This window comes from Mesorhizobium sp. NZP2234 (genome assembly GCF_013170765.1).
Lineage (GTDB): Bacteria > Pseudomonadota > Alphaproteobacteria > Rhizobiales > Rhizobiaceae > Mesorhizobium > Mesorhizobium loti_D.
Genome location: NZ_CP033364.1, coordinates 1912002 through 1932202, shown reverse-complemented (window position 1 = coordinate 1932202; position 20201 = coordinate 1912002). Strand labels below are relative to the sequence as shown.

18 protein-coding genes are annotated in these 20201 nt (G+C 64.1%); 4 read left to right on the top strand and 14 right to left on the bottom strand.

Features of this window, described 5'->3' with window-relative positions; all coding sequences use genetic code 11:
* Nucleotides 1–52 precede the first annotated feature (52 nt).
* From EB230_RS09450 to cysG, 5 genes are all read right to left on the bottom strand, one after another.
* Nucleotides 53–586 (bottom strand): DUF934 domain-containing protein, encoded by a 534-nt coding sequence (locus tag EB230_RS09450; RefSeq protein WP_056577820.1) that lies wholly within the window; start codon nucleotides 584–586, stop codon nucleotides 53–55.
* A gap of 166 nt (nucleotides 587–752) precedes the next feature.
* Entirely contained in the window at nucleotides 753–1517 is a 765-nt protein-coding gene (locus tag EB230_RS09445; protein ID WP_172372159.1) for a phosphoadenylyl-sulfate reductase, read from the bottom strand.
* The gene (locus EB230_RS09440; protein WP_056577824.1) at nucleotides 1492–3162 is read right to left on the bottom strand and encodes a nitrite/sulfite reductase; all 1671 of its coding nucleotides are present in this window, start codon (nucleotides 3160–3162) and stop codon (nucleotides 1492–1494) included. The genes EB230_RS09445 and EB230_RS09440 overlap by 26 nt, the downstream gene beginning before the upstream one ends.
* A 45-nt stretch (nucleotides 3163–3207) precedes the next feature.
* Complete coding sequence (locus EB230_RS09435) at nucleotides 3208–3501, bottom strand: DUF2849 domain-containing protein (RefSeq protein WP_140772068.1); 294 nt, start codon at nucleotides 3499–3501, stop codon at nucleotides 3208–3210.
* Nucleotides 3498–4964 (bottom strand): siroheme synthase CysG, encoded by a 1467-nt coding sequence (gene cysG / locus EB230_RS09430; protein WP_172372156.1) that lies wholly within the window; start codon nucleotides 4962–4964, stop codon nucleotides 3498–3500. The genes EB230_RS09435 and cysG overlap by 4 nt, the downstream gene beginning before the upstream one ends.
* Nucleotides 4965–5393: 429 nt before the next feature.
* On the opposite strand from cysG, the gene EB230_RS09425 reads away from it, so the two are divergent.
* Together EB230_RS09425 and EB230_RS09420 are read left to right on the top strand one after the other, a co-directional pair.
* On the top strand, nucleotides 5394–5843 hold the full coding sequence (locus EB230_RS09425) for a host attachment family protein (protein ID WP_056577830.1): 450 nt from the start codon (nucleotides 5394–5396) through the stop codon (nucleotides 5841–5843).
* 221 nt (nucleotides 5844–6064) lie between these two features.
* Nucleotides 6065–7849 carry a cation:proton antiporter gene (locus EB230_RS09420; RefSeq protein WP_056577832.1) on the top strand — a complete coding sequence of 595 codons (1785 nt, stop codon included), beginning with the start codon at nucleotides 6065–6067 and terminating at the stop codon, nucleotides 7847–7849.
* On the opposite strand, the gene EB230_RS09415 is transcribed toward EB230_RS09420, so the two are convergent.
* Nucleotides 7850–8656 (bottom strand): helix-turn-helix transcriptional regulator, encoded by an 807-nt coding sequence (locus EB230_RS09415; RefSeq protein ID WP_172372154.1) that lies wholly within the window; start codon nucleotides 8654–8656, stop codon nucleotides 7850–7852.
* Nucleotides 8657–8761: 105 nt separating this feature from the next.
* Here EB230_RS09415 and EB230_RS09410 point away from each other — a divergent pair, with 105 nt between their 5' ends.
* The gene (locus tag EB230_RS09410) at nucleotides 8762–9682 is read left to right on the top strand and encodes a zinc-binding dehydrogenase (RefSeq protein ID WP_172372151.1); all 921 of its coding nucleotides are present in this window, start codon (nucleotides 8762–8764) and stop codon (nucleotides 9680–9682) included.
* Nucleotides 9683–9691: 9 nt separating this feature from the next.
* Here EB230_RS09410 and EB230_RS09405 read toward each other — a convergent pair whose 3' ends face one another.
* The 8 genes from EB230_RS09405 to EB230_RS09370 form a co-directional block, all read right to left on the bottom strand.
* Entirely contained in the window at nucleotides 9692–10444 is a 753-nt protein-coding gene (locus tag EB230_RS09405) for an SDR family oxidoreductase (RefSeq protein WP_056577838.1), read from the bottom strand.
* Between the two features lie 81 nt (nucleotides 10445–10525).
* Nucleotides 10526–12784, bottom strand: coding sequence for a transglycosylase domain-containing protein (locus EB230_RS09400; RefSeq protein ID WP_172372149.1), 2259 nt, complete (start codon nucleotides 12782–12784; stop codon nucleotides 10526–10528).
* Between the two features lie 353 nt (nucleotides 12785–13137).
* Complete coding sequence (locus EB230_RS09395) at nucleotides 13138–13518, bottom strand: hypothetical protein (RefSeq protein WP_056577842.1); 381 nt, start codon at nucleotides 13516–13518, stop codon at nucleotides 13138–13140.
* Nucleotides 13519–13802: 284 nt separating this feature from the next.
* Nucleotides 13803–13949: a hypothetical protein gene (locus EB230_RS09390; RefSeq protein ID WP_027031097.1), complete on the bottom strand. Its 147-nt coding sequence runs from the start codon at nucleotides 13947–13949 to the stop codon at nucleotides 13803–13805.
* A gap of 25 nt (nucleotides 13950–13974) precedes the next feature.
* Nucleotides 13975–14229 (bottom strand): GlsB/YeaQ/YmgE family stress response membrane protein, encoded by a 255-nt coding sequence (locus EB230_RS09385; protein ID WP_027056594.1) that lies wholly within the window; start codon nucleotides 14227–14229, stop codon nucleotides 13975–13977.
* 108 nt (nucleotides 14230–14337) lie between these two features.
* Complete coding sequence (locus EB230_RS09380; RefSeq protein ID WP_056577956.1) at nucleotides 14338–14541, bottom strand: hypothetical protein; 204 nt, start codon at nucleotides 14539–14541, stop codon at nucleotides 14338–14340.
* Between the two features lie 86 nt (nucleotides 14542–14627).
* Nucleotides 14628–15248 carry a ribonuclease D gene (locus EB230_RS09375; RefSeq protein WP_172372146.1) on the bottom strand — a complete coding sequence of 207 codons (621 nt, stop codon included), beginning with the start codon at nucleotides 15246–15248 and terminating at the stop codon, nucleotides 14628–14630.
* Nucleotides 15249–15325: 77 nt separating this feature from the next.
* Nucleotides 15326–16711, bottom strand: coding sequence for a M20/M25/M40 family metallo-hydrolase (locus tag EB230_RS09370; RefSeq protein ID WP_172372144.1), 1386 nt, complete (start codon nucleotides 16709–16711; stop codon nucleotides 15326–15328).
* Nucleotides 16712–17132: 421 nt separating this feature from the next.
* Between EB230_RS09370 and polA the strand changes: the two genes are divergently transcribed.
* Nucleotides 17133–20096 (top strand): DNA polymerase I, encoded by a 2964-nt coding sequence (polA, locus tag EB230_RS09365; RefSeq protein ID WP_172375031.1) that lies wholly within the window; start codon nucleotides 17133–17135, stop codon nucleotides 20094–20096.
* Nucleotides 20097–20201 lie beyond the last annotated feature (105 nt).

The following is a 20201-nucleotide window of genomic DNA, read 5'->3' as shown; positions in this document are numbered from 1 at the left end:
AAGAGAAAGCTCGATTACGGCCTATGTAAAGATGTGCGGAATTACCCCAACGTCAGCTGTTGCGAAGGCGCCGCCAGGAATATTTCGGGCCCTTGGGCTCCGGCACGGCGGCTGGCTGATAGTAAAGACCCAGCCCGCCGGTGCGGCCCTCTTCCAGGCGTTTCAGCAGCACCGGATTCGAGATCTCGAACTCGTCGAAACCAAGGCGCAGCATATGCGGCAGAGGATCGACCAGCACCTGGCCGGTGGCGCGAACGGCACCTTCGAAATGATAGCGGCTGCGCAGCAGTTCAGCCTTGGAGAAGGAGCGCCCATCGCTGAAGGCCGGGAAAACCAGCGCCACCAGCGACAGCTGGTCGAGCAGGTCGGCGATCTTCTCGAGCTGATCGCCTGGCTGCAGCACGACACCGAGCCGCTCCTTGGCGGACCGGCGCACCTCGGGATCAAGGTCAAGGAATGCCTGCAGCGGCAGGATGAAGCGGCCATTGCCGGAGAGCGCGTCCGCATTCTCGGCATGAGCCCATTCGTCCTCGCGGAACCCCTCCGGAGTCCAGAGCCGTGTCTCCGGTGTCGTCGTTTCGGTCATCAAGAATTCCTAAATATTCAAAGGAGCCAAGGATGTGTCGAGACTCAAGCCAGGCTGCACCGAGAATGACGGCTTCCGAGAACCGGGGCGGAGCGTACTTGAAGTACATAAGCACCGGAAGCACGGGAAGCCTGGAAGGCCAGCCTCACCTGATTATCAGCATATCCTACAGGGATGCGTCGGTCAGCGACTTCTCCAGCCCCGACAGGTGAATGCCGCACTCGGTCTTGGCGTGACCCACCCAGCGGCCGCTGCGCGCGTCCTCGCCCGGCTGTACCGGCTGCGTGCACGGAAAGCAGCCGATCGACAGATAGCCATAGGCGACCAGCGGATTTTCGCGCAGCGCGTGCGCCCGCATGTATTCAGCCTGGTCCGATGTCGTCCAGTGCGCCAGCGGATTGATGCGGATGCGCGCGCCGACCGCCTCGAACACCGGCAGCGCCGCCCGCGTCGAGGCCTGGAAGCGCTTGCGCCCGGTCAACCAGGCCCGGAACGGTGCCACGCCGCGCGCCAAGGGCTCGACCTTGCGCACGTCGCAGCAGGCATCGGTGTTGCTCTGGTGCAGATTGCCTGCCGGGTCGATCCGCTCCAGTGCGGCTTCCTCGGGCTTGATCACCTGGATGTTGGTCAGCCCGAAATCGGCGACGAGCGCGTCGCGGTAGCCGAGCGTCTCCTCGAAATGCTTGCCGGTATCGAGGAAGATGACGGGCAGCGACCGGTCGACCTCGGCGATCATGTGCAGCAACACAGCCGAATCCGCGCCGAACGACGACACGGCGGCGATCTCGTCGTGAAACAGTTCGCGAACCGAGCGTTCGATGATCTCGAGCGGCTTCAGATGACCGTAAAGCGCATCGAACCCCGCCGCCTTGGCGGCGACGCCGTCATCGACAGCGGCGATACGGTCAAGCGGCCTTGGCTTCGCCAGCATAGAGCGCCTCCTTGAACGGCGCGGGACCGACACGGCGGTAGGCGTCGATGAACTTTTCCTGTGGGTTGAGCCGAAGGCCGAGATAGGTCTCGACGATCTGCTCGATGGCGTCGGTGATCTCTTCCGATGAAAAGCCCCGGCCGATGATCTCGCCGACCGACGTGTTCTCGTCGGCCGAGCCGCCCAGCGTCACCTGATAGAGTTCGGAGCCCTTCTTCTCGACGCCGAGGATGCCGATATGGCCGACATGGTGATGGCCGCAGGCATTGATGCAGCCGGAGATCTTCAGCTTCAACTCACCGATTTCGCGCTGCCGTTCAAGCGAGGCAAAGCGTTGCGAGATTTCCTGCGCGATCGGGATCGAGCGTGCAGTGGCCAGCGCGCAATAGTCGAGGCCGGGGCACGCGATGATGTCCGATATCAAATTGGAATTGGCCGTCGCCAGCCCGATATCGACCAGCGCGTCATAGACCGCCTTGAGGTCGGCGCGCGCCACATGCGGCAGGATCAGGTTTTGCTCATGGCTGACGCGCAGCTCGTCGAAGGCGTATTTTTCAGCGATGTCGGCGACCGCTTCCATCTGGCTGTCCGACGCATCGCCCGGCACCTCGCCGATGCCCTTGAGCGAGATCGTCACCGCCGCGTAGTCTGGATGGCGGTGCGTCACCACGTTCTGGTCGAGCCATTCCGAGAAACCCTTGGAATCGAGACGCGCCAGCTTGACGGCGGCATCACCTTCCGGCCGCTCGGTCAGTTCCGGTGGCGCGAAATAGGCTTCGATGGCACGGATGTCAGCGTCCGGCAGCTTCAGCTCGGCGTCCTTCAACTCCTGCCACTCGGCCTCGACCTGACGGGTGATCTCATCGACGCCGGTCTCGTGGACGAGGATCTTGATGCGCGCCTTGTACTTGTTGTCGCGGCGGCCATAGAGGTTGTAAACGCGCAGGATCGCCGTGCAGTAGGACAGCAGGTCGGCTTCCGGCAAGAAGTCGCGGATCTTCCTCGCCACCATCGGTGTCCGGCCCTGGCCGCCACCGATATAGACGGCAAAGCCCAGCTCGCCGGCAGCATTCTTCTTCAGGTGCAGGCCGATGTCATGCGTCTGGATGGCGGCGCGGTCGCGTTCGGCGCCCGTCACCGCGATCTTGAATTTCCGGGGCAGGAACGAGAATTCCGGATGCACCGACGACCATTGCCGCAGGATTTCCGCATAGGGGCGCGGATCGGCGGCTTCGTCGGCCGCGGCACCGGCGAAATGATCGGCGGTGACGTTGCGGATGCAGTTGCCGCTGGTCTGGATGGCATGCATCTCGACGCTTGCCAGATCGGCCAGGATCGCCGGAATGTCCGACAGCGCCGGCCAGTTGAACTGGATATTCTGGCGCGTGGTGAAATGGCCGTAGCCCTTGTCGTACTTGCGCGCGATGTGGCCAAGCATGCGCAACTGCTTGCTGTTCAGCGTGCCATAGGGCACCGCGATGCGCAGCATGTAGGCGTGCAGTTGCAGGTAGACGCCGTTCATCAGCCTCAACGGCCGGAACTGGTCCTCTGTGATCTCACCGGACAGCCGGCGCTGGACCTGGTCGCTGAACTCGGCGACGCGGGCCTGGACAAAATCGTGGTCGAACTCATCGTAACGGTACATGCTTTGTCTTTCAGGGCGCGTCCGCCCGTTTCATCTAAATCCTGGCTATGCGGCCCGCTCGGCCTGCTTGCCGAGATCGCCGCGAATGGTCGGCCCGGCGGCGCGGATCTTCTCGCGCAATCGCACCGGCTCGACCACGCCGTCGACGACGTCCGCGTCGATCAGATTGACGTCGACCACTTCATTGTCGGCATAGGCCTTGGCGCCGATCGCCTCCAGGCGGTCCTCGGCCGCCTTGTCATGGGCAAGGTCGGCGTGGCCCACCGTCTCTGCCCAGCCGCCATCGGCGTACCAGACGGCGATGCCATCGGTCAGGCGGTTGGCGGTCAGTATCTTCATGGCTGAACTCTCTCGGTGGCGGCTGTAGCCGCACTTTCGTGCCCCAAATCTTCGTGCCTGTGTGCCGCGAGCGGCTCGGACCGTTCGAAATTGGCGCCGGCGACGGCATCGCCGATAATGGTCATGACCGGCCCGGAAAGATCGCCGCGCGCTTCCAGCGACGGCAGGTCGGCCAGCGTGCCGTGGAACCGGCGCCGATTGGCAAGGCTGGCATTCTCGACCACGGCGACCGCCGTGTCCGGCGACAGACCGGCCTCGATCAGGCGGCCGGCGACTTCGGCCGCGACCGAGCGGCCCATATAGACGGCAACGGTGGCGCCGGAAATCGCAAGCTTGGCCCAGTCGGGCAGCGAATTGCCCTTGAGGTCGTGGCCGGTGGTGAACACCATCGACGAGGACACCCCGCGCAAGGTGAGCGGCAGTTCGAAATCGGCGGCGGCGGCAAAGGCGGCGGTGACACCGGGAACCACCTCATAGGCGATGCCGGCATCGCGCAGCGCCGCCATTTCCTCGCCGGCCCGGCCGAAGACCAGCGGATCGCCCGACTTCAGCCGCACGACACGCTTGCCCTGCCGGCCAAGTTCGACCAGCAGCGCATTGATTTCGGCCTGGCTCTTGGTGTGGCAGCCCTTGCGCTTGCCGACGCCCAAGCGCTCGGCATCGCGGCGGCCCATCGCAACCACCGCCTCCGGCACCAGCGCGTCATGGACGATGACGTCGGCCTCCATCAGCAGGCGGTGCGCCCGCAGCGTCAGAAGGTCCTCGGCGCCCGGACCGGCGCCCACCAGGGAGATGTGACCCGAAGCCGGCGCGTTCGACAACAGAAGATCCACGGCGGCGTCATGCGCCCGCGACAGCTGGCCGGCTTCCACCGCATGGGCAGGCGCACCCTGGAAAAAACTGCTCCAGAAGCGGCGGCGGGCATTGCCTTTCGGCAGCAATGTCTCGGCGGCGCCACGCAGTGAAGCGGCAAGCGTCGCCAGCGATCCAAGCGACGGCGACAGCATCTGGTCGATGCGGCCACGCAGCATCTGGGCCAGCACCGGGCCCGCACCCTCGGTGCCGATGGCGATGGCGACCGGCGCGCGGTTGACCAGGGCCGGGGTGAAGAAATCGCAGAGCTCCGGCCGATCGACGGCATTGACAGGAATGCCCAGTTTGCGCGCGTCGGCGGCGACGCGGCGGTCGAGCGTCTCGTCGCCGCTGGCGGCAAACACCATGACCGCGCCGTCGAGCTGCGAGGCATCGTAGGCCGCCGCGACCTGGCTGGCGCCGGACTGAGCGATGAAGGCAAGCAGTTCCGGCTCGGCGTTTTCGGTGATGATGCGCAAGACCGCGCTCGACTGTCCGATCAGCCGTGCTTTGGCCAAGGCCTCCTCACCGCCGCCGACGATGGCCACGGCTTCGCCCTCGACCCGCACGAAGACGGGGAAGGCATTGAGCTTGGCATTGGCCTGCGGCATGTGAAAAGCAATCCGGGAACAGTGTCGCAGTTTTACGCCCGGGCGCGAAAAACCAGAAGCAAAGCACTCGCGCATCCTGTGATGGCAGGCAATCGCTTTTTCGCAACCGCGAAAGGCAGGAGAAAAATATTCCACATCCTTTGTATGGGCGAACTCAAGCGGCTGAGGCAGGCCTTGATTTCAGGTCTTTTTAGCCGCCGGCCCGCCGTCGCGCAAAACAGTTTTTTCTAATTTCTACCAATTTAGTAGATTAAAGCCGCCGGCCGACGATCATCGACCTCCGGCCTCGGGCAGCACGCGTTCAAGTGACCTTGGCGGCGGGAACATTACCGCTTCGCAAGGCGTTCCCGTCTCGTCCGCTATCCAAAACCGAAACCGCGGCGGGGTGCCGCGCAGGGCGTGACACAGCAGGGAAAGGAACCCGTCATCATGGGCACGATCAAGCTGAAGCACGGCATCTGGATCATGGTGGCCGATGGCGAAAAAGCGCTCTTCCTCAAGAATATCGGCGACAACAAGTTTCCCAACCTGGAGGTCGTGCAGATGATGGAGCAGGACAATCCGCCTACCCGCGAACAAGGGACCGACAGTCCAGGCCGGTACAATGACGGCCCGTCCGTGCATCGCAGCGCCGTCGAGGAGACGGACTGGCATCGGATCGGCAAGGAGCGCTTCGCCGATGACATTGCCGCCCGGCTCTACAAGCTCTCGCATGGCGGGGCGTTCGACGAGATCGTCCTTGTCGCACCGCCAATGGTGCTCGGGACCATGCGCAAGAAATTGCACAAGGAGGTCGAGGGCAAAGTGACCGCCGAAATTCCCAAGACGCTGACCAACCACGCCATATTCGAGATCGAGGCCTTGCTGCGGGCCGCCTGATCGCCGGCGGCCGACTAGCACGACACCGGGGCGACAACATTGCGGGACGTCCGGCAGGCCGGCTGCTTTTCAGCCGCCGGCCGAGTATTTGCCGCCGCACCGTCGATTTTCGCGGCCTGCGGGTTGCATCAACGTCACCCCTTCCACCATATTGCAAAACAGGCGACGGCTTCGGGCGGCGCACATCCGACATCGCTAGCTTGAAAGGCGCTCCATAGACAATGCCGCATGACACGCCCCTTATCGCCACCATCGTCGCCGGTCTGGGGCTGGCTTTCGTCTTCGGGGCTCTGGCCAATCGGTTCCGAATTCCACCGCTGGTCGGTTATCTCATAGCCGGCGTGCTGGTCGGGCCGAACACGCCCGGTTTCGTCGCCGATGCCGGCCTTGCCAATGAACTGGCAGAAATCGGCGTCATCCTGCTGATGTTCGGCGTCGGCCTGCATTTCTCGCTCAAGGACCTGCTGTCGGTGCGCGCCATCGCCGTACCCGGCGCCATCGTCCAGATCGGCTTCGCCACGGCGCTCGGCACCGGGCTGTCCTGGATGCTCGGCTGGTCGATGGGAGCGGGCCTCGTGTTCGGCCTCGCGCTGTCGGTCGCCTCGACCGTGGTGCTGCTGCGCGCGCTTCAGGAGCGCCGGCTTATCGAGACCGAGCGCGGCCGCATCGCCGTCGGCTGGCTGATCGTCGAGGATCTGGCCATGGTGCTGGCGCTGGTGCTGCTGCCTGCCCTTGCCGGCGTGCTGGGTGGCCAGGAACAGGCCGAAGCCCATGTCAGCGGCCTGCTGTCGTTGCCGGCCAGCTACGGCATCTGGGGCATCGTCGGCATGACGCTGGCCAAGGTCGCCGCCTTCGTCGTCGTCATGCTGGTGGTCGGCCGCCGGGTCATTCCCTGGATCCTGCACTACGTGGCCCATACCGGGTCTCGCGAACTGTTCCGTCTCTCCGTACTCGCAATAGCGCTCGGCGTCGCCTTCGGCGCGGCAAAACTGTTCGGCGTCTCGCTGGCGCTTGGCGCCTTCTTCGCCGGCATGATCATGAGCGAATCCGAACTCAGCCACCGCGCGGCGGAGGAATCGCTGCCGCTGCGCGATGCCTTCTCGGTGCTGTTCTTCGTCTCGGTCGGCATGCTGTTCGACCCATTCAGCCTGATCAGCAACGGCCTGCCGATCCTGGCGACGCTGGCCATCATCGTCATCGGCAAGTCGCTGGCCGCGTTCGTCATCGTCGTCGCCTTCGGCTATCCCGTCGCCACGGCCCTGATGATTTCGGCAAGCCTTGCCCAGATCGGCGAATTCTCCTTCATCCTGGCCGAGCTCGGCGTCGGGCTGAAACTTCTGCCCGAGCAAGGCCGTGACCTGATCCTGGCCGGCGCCATCCTGTCGATCGTGCTCAACCCGCTGATGTTCCTGATCATCGACTGGATGAGACCTTGGCTGGAAGCCCGCGCCGCCAAGACGACACCATCGGCGGACGCAAAGCCGGTCGGCCCGGCGACGGAACCAGGCCAGGTGGCTTCGGTCGCCGCCGCCTCCAGGAAGGAAGACGGCCCGCCGCCGAGGACGACACTTGCCGGCCATGCCATCCTGATCGGCTACGGCCGTGTCGGCAGCCTTGTCGGTGCCGCACTGAAAGACGCTGCGCTGCCCTTCCTCGTCATCGAGGACGCCGACAAGACGCTGGCCAGGCTGAAAGCCGACGGCATCGAAACCGTCGCCGGAAATGCGGCCAACGCCGAAGTGTTCGCTGCCGCCAATCCCGAAGGCGCCAGCCGGCTGATCCTCGCCATCCCCAACGCGTTCGAAGCCGGCCAGATCGTTCTGCGCGCGCGCGCCGCCAAACCCGGCATCAACGTCGTCGCCCGCGCCCATTCCGATGCCGAGGTCGAGCATCTCAAAGGGCTCGGCGCCGACACGGTGATCATGGGCGAACGGGAGATCGCGCGCGGAATCGTGGAAGAGGTGCTCGGTCACAAGCCATTCGCGACTGAACCGTCCGCCGCCTGATCATGCAGCGAATGCAGACCCGCTATTCCGTGCGATGCTGCTGAGATACCGTGCGGGAGGCTTGCCGAGCGCCTTTTTGAACATGGTAATGAAGGCGGTGACGGACTCATAGCCCAGATCGCCCGAAACCCGCTGAACGCTTGCCCCGGAAGCCAGCTCCCTTATCGCAACGATCAAATGCAATTGCTGGCGCCAGCGGCCGAAACTTAAGCCAGTCTCCTTTACGACGAGACGAGCAAGACTGCTCTCGCTGAGTGCGACGCGGTTGGCCCACTCCGCCAGCGTGCTGCGGTCAGCCGGATCGTCCGCCAACGCTTCGGCGATCTGCCGCAAGCGCGGCTCGGAAGATAGGGGCAGATGCAATTGCTGGACCGGCATATCGGGCAGTTCGGCGAGCAGGACCTTTCCCAGGAAAGCGCACCTCGCGTCGTCAGGCGCGCAGTCGGACAGTTCGATGATGAGCTCGCGCAGCAGCGGCGAGATCGAAAGCGTGCAGCACCGATCCGGCAGTTCGGCAGCACCGGGCTCGATGTAAACGAAGAAAATCCGCGCATTGGCCGTCGCGATGTTGCTGTGCTGCATGCGGCTTGGCACCCACACGCCGCAATGTGGCGGCACCATCCAGAGGCCACTGGGAACGCGGCAGGTGACGCCACCGCCGAGCGCGAAGACGAGTTGCCCCTTGCGGTGCCAATGCTGCGACACCTCGGCCTTGGTCTCGGTTACGTCGACGCGCACGGCGATCGCCGGAGCAAGAACGTCATCGACATCGAAATCGAGCCATGGGTAGCTCAGAGGTTGTCTCATGATTGCCTATTTTTAGCGATTGATTGATTTTATATCTAGATTATTCGATCGCGCAAATCGGTAGGCTCGGGGTCGTTCTCGCCGCAATTGGCAAAGGTGTACCCCATGCTCGCGCTCACCGTCTGTTCCGACAACGCAGCCAGATTGAAACTTACCGAGGTGAACGAGCCACCCCCCTGCGCGAACGAAGCTCTTATCGCCGTCCACGCGACCTCGTTGAACCGCGGCGAACTGCGCCTGCTGACCATACGCCCGAACGGCTGGATACCTGGCCAGGACGTCGTTGGGATCGTGGAGCGGGCGGCGGCCGATGGCTCCGGGCCGGCCGTGGGCACAAGGGTCGTGGCCTTGGTCGACGAAGCCGGCTGGGCCGAACGTGTCGCCGTTCCGACCGACCGTCTCGCCGTCCTGCCCGATGAGATCGGCTTCGTCTCGGCGGCCACGCTTCCGGTGGCGGGCACGACGGCGCTGAGGACGCTGCGCCATGGCGGCGATCTCGCTGGCCTGAAGGTGCTGATCACCGGCGCGAGCGGCGCGGTCGGCCGGTTCCAGATCCAGATCGCCCGCGAACAAGGCGCCTCGGTGACCGCGATCGCAGCCGCCCGGCATGCAGGGGATCTCCGCGATCTCGGCGCCGAGCAGGTGGTCGAGGCGATCGAACTGGCCGAAGGCCCTTTCGCGCTGATCACCGAATCGGTCGGCGGCGAAAGCCTCGCCCACGCGATCGAACGCGTCGCACCCGGCGGGACCATCGTCATGTTCGGCTCGAGCAGTGGCGAACTCACCCCGGTTGGCTTCCGCCAATTCGTTCCTGGCCACGAGGGAGCGAGGCTTCAGACCTTCGCCTACTACACATCCGGCTCGGGCATCGGCGCCGATATCGCCACGCTGCTCGCCCTGGTCGCGGCTGGCCGGCTGGAAACCCGTGTCGCCCTGACCGTGCCGTGGACTGATATCGCTCAGGCCCTGGACGCCCTACGGCAGCGCAGCTTCAGCGGCAAGGCCGTTCTCAACATCGCGGGATGAGCACCCGCCTCACACGTGCTGGCCACCATTGATGTGGATTTCCGAGCCGGTCACATAGGAGGCCTGCTGCGAGCACAGGAAGAAGATGATGTCCGCGACCTCGGCCGTGGTGCCGAGGCGTCTGAGCGGAATGGTCTCGACGATCTTGTCCGTGCCCGGCGACAGGATCGCGGTGTCGATCTCGCCCGGCGCGATGGCGTTGACGCGGATGCCGTGCGGGCCGAAATCATGCGCCATCTCGCGCGTCAGCGAGCCGAGGGCCGCCTTTGAGGTTGCATAGGCGGTGCCGGCAAAAGGATGCACGCGCGTGCCGGCGATCGAGGTGACGTTGACGATCGAGCCCTTGGCCGCCGCCAGTTCCTTGAACAGGCCGCGCGCCAGCATGATCGGCGCGAAGAAATTGACCTGGAAGACGTCGCGCCAGACATGCATCGGCGTGTCGATCGAGTTCATGCGGCTGTTGCCGTCCTTGAGCTTGGGCGAGATGCCGGCATTGTTGACCAGGGCATGCAGCTGGCCGCCATGCGCTTCCAGCCGGTGGCGGATTTCCGAGACGGCAATGCCTACATCTTCCTGGTCGGCGAGATCGACCTTGATGTGGTCTTCCGGGCCGGCAGGCCAGGGACAATCCTCGGCAAAGGCTTGCCGCGAACAGGTGATGACGCGCCAGCCCTCGCGCGAAAAGCGCTTGACCGTGGCGTGGCCGATGCCGCGGCTGGCGCCGGTCAGCACGATGGTTTTTCTGGTGTCGGGTTCAGCCATGTCACGGTCTCCGGGCCGGAGATGTAGCCGAACACCGTGGCGCTGGCGAGAGGCGGATTGACGCCGCTAGGGAAGACAGTCTCAGCCGCCGCCAAGAATATCCAGGATCGAGGTCTGCCGCTTCTTGAGCGGGCCGCCGACGCTGCCTGGCGGCACGGGATGGCCGACCGAAGCGGTGGTGCCGTCGTCCGCGGGCATGTTGAAGCCGTCGGCATCGACGGTCTGGGCAGGCCGCGCCACGCGGGCCGGCGCCGCCGGCTGCGCGGCCGGCGCCTGCTGGCCAACGGATACCGACGGAACCGGCGCCTGCTGGTTGTTGTCGGCCGAAGGTATGTCGTCGGGCACGATCGTATCGGCCGGCGTCGACTTCCAGGTGCCGGGCAGCGGCCGTACCGGTACGCCTTCATGCGCGGCGACCATGAACTCATGCCAGGCCTGCGCCGGCAGAGCGCCACCGGTCACCTTCTTCATCGCAGTGCCGTCGTCATTGCCGAACCACACGCCGGTGGTGAGATTGGCGGTGTAGCCGACGAACCAGGCATCGCGCGAATTCTGGCTGGTGCCGGTCTTGCCGGCCGACGGCCAGGCGAAAGCCGCCTTCTTTGCCGAGCCGAACTCGACCGTGCCCATCATCATCGAATTCATCATGCCGACGATCTCGGGCTTGACGACACGCGGCGCGTTGCCGCCACCGCTGTCATAGAGCACCTTGCCGTCGGCGGTGGTGATGCGGCGGATGAAATGGATGTCCGGCTTGTAGCCGCCATTGGCGAACGGCACATAGGCCGAGGTCAACTCAAGCGGCGTCACTTCCGAAGTGCCGAGCGCAATCGAGGTGTTGGCCTGCAAATCGGACTGGATGCCCATGCGGTGCGCGGCCTCGACCACCGCGTTCGGCCCCACCTCCATCGTCAGCTGCGCGGCGACCGAGTTCAGCGATTTGGCCAGAGCCGTCGCCAGTGTCACCTTGCCAAAGTACTTGCCGCCGTAATTGTCGGGTGTCCAATTGCCGATCTTGATCGGCGCGTCGTTGCGCACACTGTCGGGCGTGCGGCCCGCCTCAAGGGCGGCCATATAGACAAACGGCTTGAACGCCGAGCCGGGCTGGCGGCGCGCTTCCGAGGCGCGGTCGAACTGGCTGGTCGAATAGTCATAGCCGCCGACCATGGCACGCACCGCGCCGGAATCGTCGATCGACACCAGCGCGCCCTGGGTGACGTTGAGCTTCTTGCCGCTGTCGTCGATCAGTTTGCGGATCGATTGCTCGGCAAGTTTCTGCAGGTTCAGGTCGACGGTAGAATCGATGACGATATCGCCGCGAACATCGCCGATCAGGTCGGGCAGTTCTTCCATGATGGCGTCGGCGACATAGTTTTCCGAGCCCGTCCAGTAGGACGGCGAGCGCGTCGCCGGCGCGCTGAGCGCCGTCTTCAGCTCCTTGTCGCTGATCTTGCCCTCCTCGCGCATGGCGGCGAGTACCAGTTGCGAACGCTCCTCGGCGGCCTTCGGATCGCGCGCCGGCGACAACCGCGACGGTGCTTTCAGCAAGCCGGCCAGCAGGGCTGCTTCCGACAGGGTGACGTCGCGCGCGCTCTTGCCGAAATAGCGGCGCGAAGCCGCTTCCACGCCATAGGCGCCGGAGCCGAAATAAACCCGGTTGAGGTACATTTCGAGGATCTGGTCCTTGGTGTGCTTGTGCTCCAGCCACAGCGCCAGCAGCACCTCCTGCACCTTACGCTCCAGTGTGCGGTCGGGCTTGAGGAACAGGTTTTTCGCCAATTGCTGCGTCAGCGTCGAGCCGCCTTGCGAGAAATGCCCGCCGAGCAGGTTCGTCACCATGGCGCGCGACAGGCCGATCGGGTCGACACCGAAATGCGAATAGAACCGGCGATCCTCGATGGCGATGACGGCTTCTGGAATATAGGGCGACATTTCGTGCAGGCCGACGGCTTCACCGCCGCTCATGCCGCGATTGGCGAGCAACTGACCATCGGCCGAAACAATCTTGATGTTGGGGGCACGGTCGGGGATCGACCAGGTGGTGGCCGCCGGCATCTTGGCGCCGTAGTAGATGACGACGCCGGCCACCGCGATGCCGCCCCAGATGGCGAGCACGAAGCACCAGTAGACCAGCCGTCCGAGCACGCCGAACAGGCCACGCCGGCTTCTGCCACGCCCACCGCGCGACGATTTCGCCTTCGACGATTTGCGCTTGGCGGAGGCTTTGCGGTTGCTTGGCACGACGCGGTCCTCCTCGCTCACCGAAAGACCCGGTTGGGATCGCGCCTTTGGCGGTCCCTCGAAACTGGGCTCGATGCGGCTGTCTCTGCGGTTCGCCATGCGCTGTGTTTGATATCCCCGGGGCCAATGGCGTCCGAGTTGAAGAGTAGATGCGGCGATTTAAGGGCGGGTTAAGTCGGAAAAATTCAAGGCGATTGATAATCAAATGCCTGGGGTCCGGCAGTCGGCGCTCGGTTCGAGGTCCTGATTTTGGCGCTGGCAACCGGCCCGCCGCGACAGAACAATCCTGGCGGGGCATTTTTTTCGGGGGCGCCAAGCCCAAGCCGCCCCCGACCGCGAGCCAAGCGGTCGCGGACATGTTCCTCGTTAGGGCGCGATCGCAATGGTTGCAACTTCGCGTTCGATCGCGCCCTAAATCACCCGGCACCAGGTGATCACCTGGTGGACATGCGTCAGCCGATCGCGGCACGAACCGAGAGCGCTGCCCTGGACGATTGCATAACCTCGCCGACATGGCAGTAGCAGACGATCTCGTGCAGTTGGTGGTCGGTCAGTTCGAAGAAGCGCTTGGCTTCACCATAGCTGTCGTCTTTCAGACCTTCGTCGTGCAATATCGGGTCCGTGAAGGCAACCGCTATCGGCGAGTCATCGCCTCGCATGACATCGCGCTCGGGCGGCGCACGGTATTCGGTCCCGGCAAGCGCGGTGAGCAGCCGGCTGGGCTCACGTTCAAGAAGCTCGGCCCAACGCACGAGACGTTGGGTTCGGCTCATTACCGGCTGTTTGTTGACCTCGGCCACTGCATGCAGTTGGTCCAGTGTTTGGTGTTTCATGGCAACCTCCTAGCAATAGGTTGGTTGACCCCAAACGCCCTGTGTCGACATCATAGCGCCGAAGCGCCGATCCGTCATCTAATTCCATATCGGGGTTTGATCACGCCTCCGGCACTACGCCGAAGCAACGGCCCCGCCTTCCGGCAATTTTCAACGCCACCGCGCATCGACGGCAGCGCGAAAAGGGCCAGCGTCCGCTCCTCGCAGGTCATCGCCCTCCTCGATCGAGTCTGCCCGCCATCCGGAAATCAAGCGGCATGACGCATCCCAAATCGGCGGCTGGCTCAGTTCTGCTGGATCGAAATGCCCTTGTCGTCGATCTTGAGCTCGACGCCTTTCGGCTTCGTCTGCTCGCGGTAGACATAGGCGCCAAGCGCGATGACGACGACGACGAGCGCGCCAATGAGGAGGTAGAGTGTGTTCTGTTTCACGGCGCGCCCTTTGTCGTTTCGAGCCTCAGGCTCGCTTCAGAACCTTGACCAGCACCAAAAGGATGATGGCGCCGATCGTGGCATGGATGATGGAAGCGATGATGCCGCCGCCTATGGAGAAACCGATCCGCGGGAACAGCCAGCCGGCGATGAAGGCGCCGACGATGCCGACGATGATGTTGCCGATCAGGCCGAAGCCGAAACCGGAAACGATGAGACCGGCAAGCCAGCCGGCAATGGCACCAATGATGATGAAGACGAGAAGGCTTTCGACGCCCATGGCGATTTCCTCCGAGCAAGAGGGCGAGCGCGGAGCGGAAGGCTCCGAATCGGCCCCGATATCAACGGCTTCAGGCTATTCGAAAGCAGCTGGCCCCGCCAGCGGCGCTCATTGATCGTTGTCGTCGCCGGAAGTCGGCCGCCAGCTGGTCGGCTCGACCTTCTTTTGCGTATGGCTGTCGGTATAGACCCACCAGCCGTCATCGCGGTATTGCCCGATGGATTCGTTGAGAACGCCGTCGCCGTCCTTCCAGGTGATGGTGACCTTGGAGCCATCGGTCGGCGCGGTCGATATCGGCTTCCTGTCCACCATTTCGTCCCCCTTTTTCAGCCCACAGAACGCCACGGCCGGCATCTGGTTCCCAACCGTCCGTCAGGCGCGGATCGTCGCGAAGGCGGTCAGCTGTGTGCGAAGATATCCTCTTCGTCCCAGCCCATCAGGTCAAGCTTGGCCCGAGTCGGCAGGAAGCGGAAGCAGGCATCGGCTTCCTTGGCCCGCCCATCGCGCGCCAGCCGCTCGGCCAGCACGTCGCGCAGCCGGTGCAGATAGAGCACGTCGGAAGCGGCATATTCGAGCTGTTCGGGAGACAGCGTCTCGGCCGCCCAGTCCGATGATTGCTGCGCCTTGGACAGGCCGACGCCGAGCAACTCGAAGCAGATGTCCTTCAACCCGTGCCGGTCGGTATAGGTGCGTGTCAGCCGCGACGCGATCTTGGTGCAGAACACCGGCTCAGGCATCACCCCGAAGGCATTGTAAAGCACGGCGAGATCGAAGCGCCCGTAGTGGAACAGCTTCGTCACGCCGCGGTTCCTGAGCAGGCTGACGAGGTTCGGCGCCTTCTTCTGGCCGGGTGCGATCTGGATGACGTCGGCGCTGCCGTCGCCAGGCGAAATCTGCACTACGCAGAGACGGTCGCGATGCGGGTTCAGCCCCAGCGTCTCGGTGTCGATGGCCACTGCCCCGACATTGTAATGCATGAGGTCGGGCAGATCATGCTTGTGGAAACGGATCTCGGCCATTGTCTTCTCCGGTCGCGGCGTATCCCGTCCTCGCCGCGATCCGGTGAAAAATCAACAGGAAAACGACTTTTCCGCGCTCAGCGCGTCAGCGCGTCCAGAATGCGGGCCCAGGAGCGCTGCCCCTTGTGGAAGGAGCTCAACTCGTATTTCTCGTTGGGCGAGTGGATGCGGTCGTCGTCGAGGCCGAACCCGACCAGCAGCGATTCCATGCCGAGATAGGTCTGGAAGTCGCCGACCACGGGAATAGAGCCGCCGCTGCCGGTCGTCACCGCGGGCTTGGGCCATTCGTCGGACAGCGCATCCTTGGCCTTGGCCAGGAAAGGCGAGTCGTAGGAAAGCTGGATTGCCGGCGAGCCGCCATGCGGATGGAATTCTACCGAGCAGTCGGCCGGAATTCGCTCCTCGACGAATTTCTGGAAGGCGGCGCGGATTTTCTTGGGATCCTGCTTGTGGACGAGGCGGAACGACACCTTGGCGGAGGCCTCCGCCGCGATCACTGTCTTGAACCCCTTGCCGGTGTAGCCGCCAATGATGCCGTTGAACTCGGCTGTCGGCCGCGCCCAGGTCAATTCCAGCACCGAGCGGCCCTTTTCGCCGGACGGGATGGACAGGCCAACGGGTCCAAGGAAGGTCTCGGCCGTCTCGCCCAGCGTCTCCCAGGATTTCAGCACCTGCGAAGGCGTCTCCTCGACACCGTCATAGAAACCCGGAATGGTGATGTGGCCATCCTTGTCGTGGATGTCGGCCAGCACCCTGGCCAGGATGCGGATCGGGTTGGCGGCGGCACCGCCATAGAGCCCCGAATGCAGGTCGCGGTCCGCGGCCTTCACCGTGATCTCCTCGCCGACCAGCCCGCGCAGTGCCACGCAGATCGACGGCGTATCGCGGTTCCACATGCCGGTATCGCAGACCAGCGCGAAGTCGGCCTTGAGCTCTTCGGCGTTGGCTTCGAGGAACGGTTTCAGCGACGGCGAGCCCGATTCCTCCTCACCCTCGAACAGGATGGTGATACGACACGGCAGATTGCCATGCACCTGCTTCCAGGCGCGGCAAGCCTCGACAAAAGTCATCAACTGGCCCTTGTCGTCGGCCGAGCCACGCCCTGTGATCACCTTGTGGTCGGGTCCAACCTCCTTGATCGCTGGCGCGAACGGATCGTTTTCCCAGAGTTCGATCGGATCGACCGGCTGCACGTCGTAATGGCCATAGAACAACACATGCGGCGAACCAGCCGGCCCGTCATGATGCGCGACCACCATCGGATGTCCTGGCGTGTCGCGCACGCTGGCATCGAAGCCGATCAGCTTGAGCTCCGCCACCAGCCATTCCGCCGCCTTGCGGCAGTCGGCGGCATAGGCGGGATCGGTGGAGATCGACTTGATCCTGAGCAGGCCGAACAGGCGTTCCAGGCTCTGGTCGAGATTCTGGTCGAGGCGGTCGAGGACGGGGGAAACTGCGGACATTTGGCAAGCCTTTCGATTCAGTGCCGGAACCGTAAAGGCAGAGCGGCGAAACGAAAAGCCCGGGACCATTGGACCACGGCCCGCAACAGCCGCCGCAAGGCAAAAAAAGACCGCCGTGGTGGAGGGGGAACCACGGCGGCCTCATACTCGAAACGATGCGGCAGCCCGGAGAGGGGGGATAGGCTGCCGCAGTTGCCCGGGATAGGCGGGGGACGGGCCTTGCTCCGGACTTCGGCGAAAACTGCCGATGAGGTGTATTTGGGTCTGTGAAGGTGGCGATTCAAGGGCATCAACGTTACACTTTTGTAACGTGCCCGTGAGCGGAGCTTTATAAGCCAATCTGTCAGGGTGTTGACGGAACCGATATCCGGGGATGTCTTTGGCATGGACCAAGCCATCGCGCCGCGCTATCCCTGCCGGCATGAAAAAAGGCGACCATCTCTTCCTCATCGACGGTTCCGGCTACATCTTCCGGGCCTATCACGCCCTGCCGCCGCTGACCCGCAAATCCGACGGCCTGCCGGTCGGCGCTGTTTCCGGTTTCTGCAACATGCTGTGGAAGCTGATGCAGGATGCCCGCAACACCGATGTAGGCATCGTGCCGACGCATCTCGCGGTCATCTTCGACTATTCCTCCAAAACCTTCCGCAACGATCTCTACCCCGAATACAAGGCCAACCGTTCGGCGCCGCCCGAGGACCTGATCCCGCAATTCGGCCTGATCCGCCAGGCGACCAAGGCGTTCAACCTGCCATGCATCGAGATGGAAGGCTTCGAGGCCGACGATCTGATCGCCACCTATTGCCGGCTGGCATGCGAAGCCGGCGGAGACACCACCATCATCTCCTCCGACAAGGACCTGATGCAGCTGGTCGGCGATACGGTCGGCATGTACGACCCGATGAAGGATCGCCAGATCGGCATTCCCGAGGTCATCGAGAAATGGGGCGTGCCGCCGGAAAAGATGGTCGATCTGCAGGCGTTGACCGGCGACTCGGTCGACAATGTGCCTGGCGTGCCCGGCATCGGGCCGAAGACGGCGGCGCAGTTGCTGGAGCAGTTCGGCGACCTCGATGGCCTGTTGGCCCGTGCCGGCGAGATCAAGCAGGAAAAGAGGCGCGAATCGATCATCGCCAATACCGACAAGGCGCTGATCTCACGCCAATTGGTGACGCTGAAGAACGACGTGCCGGTGGCCGAGGGGTTGGACGATTTCGTCCTCCACGCGCCCGACGGGCCGAAGCTGATCGGCTTCTTGAAGACAATGGAATTCACCTCGCTGACCCGCCGCGTGGCGGAAGCGACCGGCACCGAGGCCGGCGACGTCCAGGCCGTCGCGGTGACCGTCGAGCGCGCCGACAACGCACATGGCCCCGATGTGGGCGCCGGATCGCCGGTTATGGCCCGGAGCGGTGCCGCCACTGGGCCAGGTCAAGCCGAGGACGCAACGGCGCCCGCGACGGACGTCGCGAAGCAAGGCGATACCCCTTCCCTGCTCTCGGCCTTGCGGCTGGAGCGCGCGGCAACCCGCAAGATCGACACCTCGGCCTACACCTGCATTCGCGATATCTCGACCTTGAAGGCATGGGTCGCAGAGGCGCGGGAGGCCGGCGTCGCCGCCTTCGACGTCAGGGCGACATCGGCCGATCCCATGCAGGCCGAACTGATCGGCATGGCGATAGCCACGGCGCCCGGCCACGCCGGCTACATTCCGTTCGCCCACAAAAGCGGCAATGGTGACCTGCTCGGCGGCGGCACGCTCGAGAACCAGATCCCGCTTCGCGAGGCGCTGGCGGTGCTGAAACCGCTGCTCGAGGACAAATCGGTCCTCAAGATCGCGCAGAACCTGAAATACGACCTGGTCATCATGAGCCGCTACGGCATCGACGTCGCGCCGTTCGACGACACCATGCTGATTTCCTATGTGCTCGACGCCGGCACCCCGCATGGCCACGGCATGGACGCGCTGGCCGAGAAATGGCTTGGCCACACCCCGCTCCAGCTCAAGGACGTCACCGGCTCCGGCAAGAGCTCGGTCGGTTTCGACCAGGTCGACATCGACAAGGCGACCGCGCACGCCGCTGAGGACGCCGACGTGACGCTGCGGCTCTGGCTGGTGCTGAAGCCCCGGCTTGCCGCCAAGGGCCTGGTCTCGGTCTATGAGCGGCTGGAGCGGCCGCTGGTGCCGGTGCTGGCGCGGATGGAACAGCGCGGCATCTCGGTCGACAGGCAGATCCTGTCCAGGCTGTCGGGCGAATTGGCGCAAGGTGCCGCCCGGCTCGAAGAGGAAATCTACCAGCTCATCGGCGAACGCATCAACATCGGCTCGCCCAAGCAGCTCGGCGACATCCTGTTCGGCCGCATGGGCCTGCCCGGCGGCTCCAAGACCAAAACCGGGCAATGGTCGACCTCGGCGCAGCTGCTGGAAGACCTTGCCGCCGAGGGCCACGAACTGCCGCGCAAGATCGTCGACTGGCGCCAGCTCACCAAGCTGAAATCGACCTATACCGATGCGCTGCCCGGCTTCATCCACCCCGACACAAAACGCGTCCACACCTCCTACGCGCTGGCCGCGACGACGACCGGGCGGTTGTCATCATCCGACCCGAACCTGCAGAACATTCCGGTGCGCACCGCCGAAGGCCGCAAGATCAGGACCGCCTTTATCGCCGACAAGGGCAACCGGCTGGTCTCGGCTGATTACAGCCAGATCGAACTGCGCGTGCTTGCCCATGTCGCCGAGATCCCGCAGCTGCGGCAGGCTTTCGCCGATGGCGCCGATATCCACGCCATCACCGCATCGGAAATGTTCAACGTTCCCGTGGAAGGCATGCCTTCCGAGATACGCCGCCGCGCCAAGGCGATCAATTTCGGCATCATCTACGGTATCTCGGCCTTCGGCCTCGCCAACCAGCTGTCGATCCCGCGTGAGGAAGCCAGCAACTATATCAAGAAGTACTTCGAGCGCTTCCCTGGCATCCGCGATTACATCGAGGAGACCAAGGCCTATGCCCGCGAGCACGGCTTCGTCGAAACGATCTTCGGCCGCCGCATCCATTATCCCGATATCCGCTCGTCCAACCCGTCGCTGCGTGCTTTCAACGAGCGCGCCTCGATCAACGCCCGCCTGCAAGGCACCGCCGCCGACATCATCCGCCGCGCCATGGTGCGCATGGAGGAAGCGCTGGAGAAGGCCAAACTGTCGGCCCGCATGCTCCTGCAGGTGCATGACGAACTGATCTTCGAAACGGTCGAAGCGGAAGTCGACACGACGATCCCCGTCGTGCGCCACGTCATGGAGAACGCGGCGATGCCCGCGGTGTCAATGTCAGTACCGCTGCACGTCGACGCGCGGGCCGCCAACAACTGGGACGAGGCTCATTGAGGCTGTGAGGCGCCCGCGGCCACCAGGTCGCGTTCCTTCACATCCCTCTGCCCTGCCGGGCATCTCCCCCACAGGGGGAGATCGGCATCTTCGCGGGCAGCGCTT

Excerpts from the sequence above, each read along its gene's own strand:
- EB230_RS09445 (WP_172372159.1), bottom strand. The coding sequence starts at position 1,517 with ATGCTGGCGAAGCCAAGGCCGCTTGACCGTATCGCCGCTGTCGATGAC.
- EB230_RS09370 (WP_172372144.1), bottom strand. The coding sequence starts at position 16,711 with ATGTCCGCAGTTTCCCCCGTCCTCGACCGCCTCGACCAGAATCTCGAC.
- EB230_RS09425 (WP_056577830.1), top strand. The coding sequence starts at position 5,394 with ATGGGCACGATCAAGCTGAAGCACGGCATCTGGATCATGGTGGCCGAT.
- polA (WP_172375031.1), top strand. The coding sequence starts at position 17,133 with ATGAAAAAAGGCGACCATCTCTTCCTCATCGACGGTTCCGGCTACATC.
- EB230_RS09450 (WP_056577820.1), bottom strand. The coding sequence starts at position 586 with ATGACCGAAACGACGACACCGGAGACACGGCTCTGGACTCCGGAGGGG.
- EB230_RS09410 (WP_172372151.1), top strand. The coding sequence starts at position 8,762 with ATGCTCGCGCTCACCGTCTGTTCCGACAACGCAGCCAGATTGAAACTT.
- EB230_RS09375 (WP_172372146.1), bottom strand. The coding sequence starts at position 15,248 with ATGGCCGAGATCCGTTTCCACAAGCATGATCTGCCCGACCTCATGCAT.
- EB230_RS09435 (WP_140772068.1), bottom strand. The coding sequence starts at position 3,501 with ATGAAGATACTGACCGCCAACCGCCTGACCGATGGCATCGCCGTCTGG.
- EB230_RS09400 (WP_172372149.1), bottom strand. The coding sequence starts at position 12,784 with ATGGCGAACCGCAGAGACAGCCGCATCGAGCCCAGTTTCGAGGGACCG.
- EB230_RS09415 (WP_172372154.1), bottom strand. The coding sequence starts at position 8,656 with ATGAGACAACCTCTGAGCTACCCATGGCTCGATTTCGATGTCGATGAC.
- cysG (WP_172372156.1), bottom strand. The coding sequence starts at position 4,964 with ATGCCGCAGGCCAATGCCAAGCTCAATGCCTTCCCCGTCTTCGTGCGG.
- EB230_RS09380 (WP_056577956.1), bottom strand. The coding sequence starts at position 14,541 with ATGGTGGACAGGAAGCCGATATCGACCGCGCCGACCGATGGCTCCAAG.
- EB230_RS09440 (WP_056577824.1), bottom strand. The coding sequence starts at position 3,162 with ATGTACCGTTACGATGAGTTCGACCACGATTTTGTCCAGGCCCGCGTC.
- EB230_RS09385 (WP_027056594.1), bottom strand. The coding sequence starts at position 14,229 with ATGGGCGTCGAAAGCCTTCTCGTCTTCATCATCATTGGTGCCATTGCC.
- EB230_RS09420 (WP_056577832.1), top strand. The coding sequence starts at position 6,065 with ATGCCGCATGACACGCCCCTTATCGCCACCATCGTCGCCGGTCTGGGG.
- EB230_RS09405 (WP_056577838.1), bottom strand. The coding sequence starts at position 10,444 with ATGGCTGAACCCGACACCAGAAAAACCATCGTGCTGACCGGCGCCAGC.
- EB230_RS09395 (WP_056577842.1), bottom strand. The coding sequence starts at position 13,518 with ATGAAACACCAAACACTGGACCAACTGCATGCAGTGGCCGAGGTCAAC.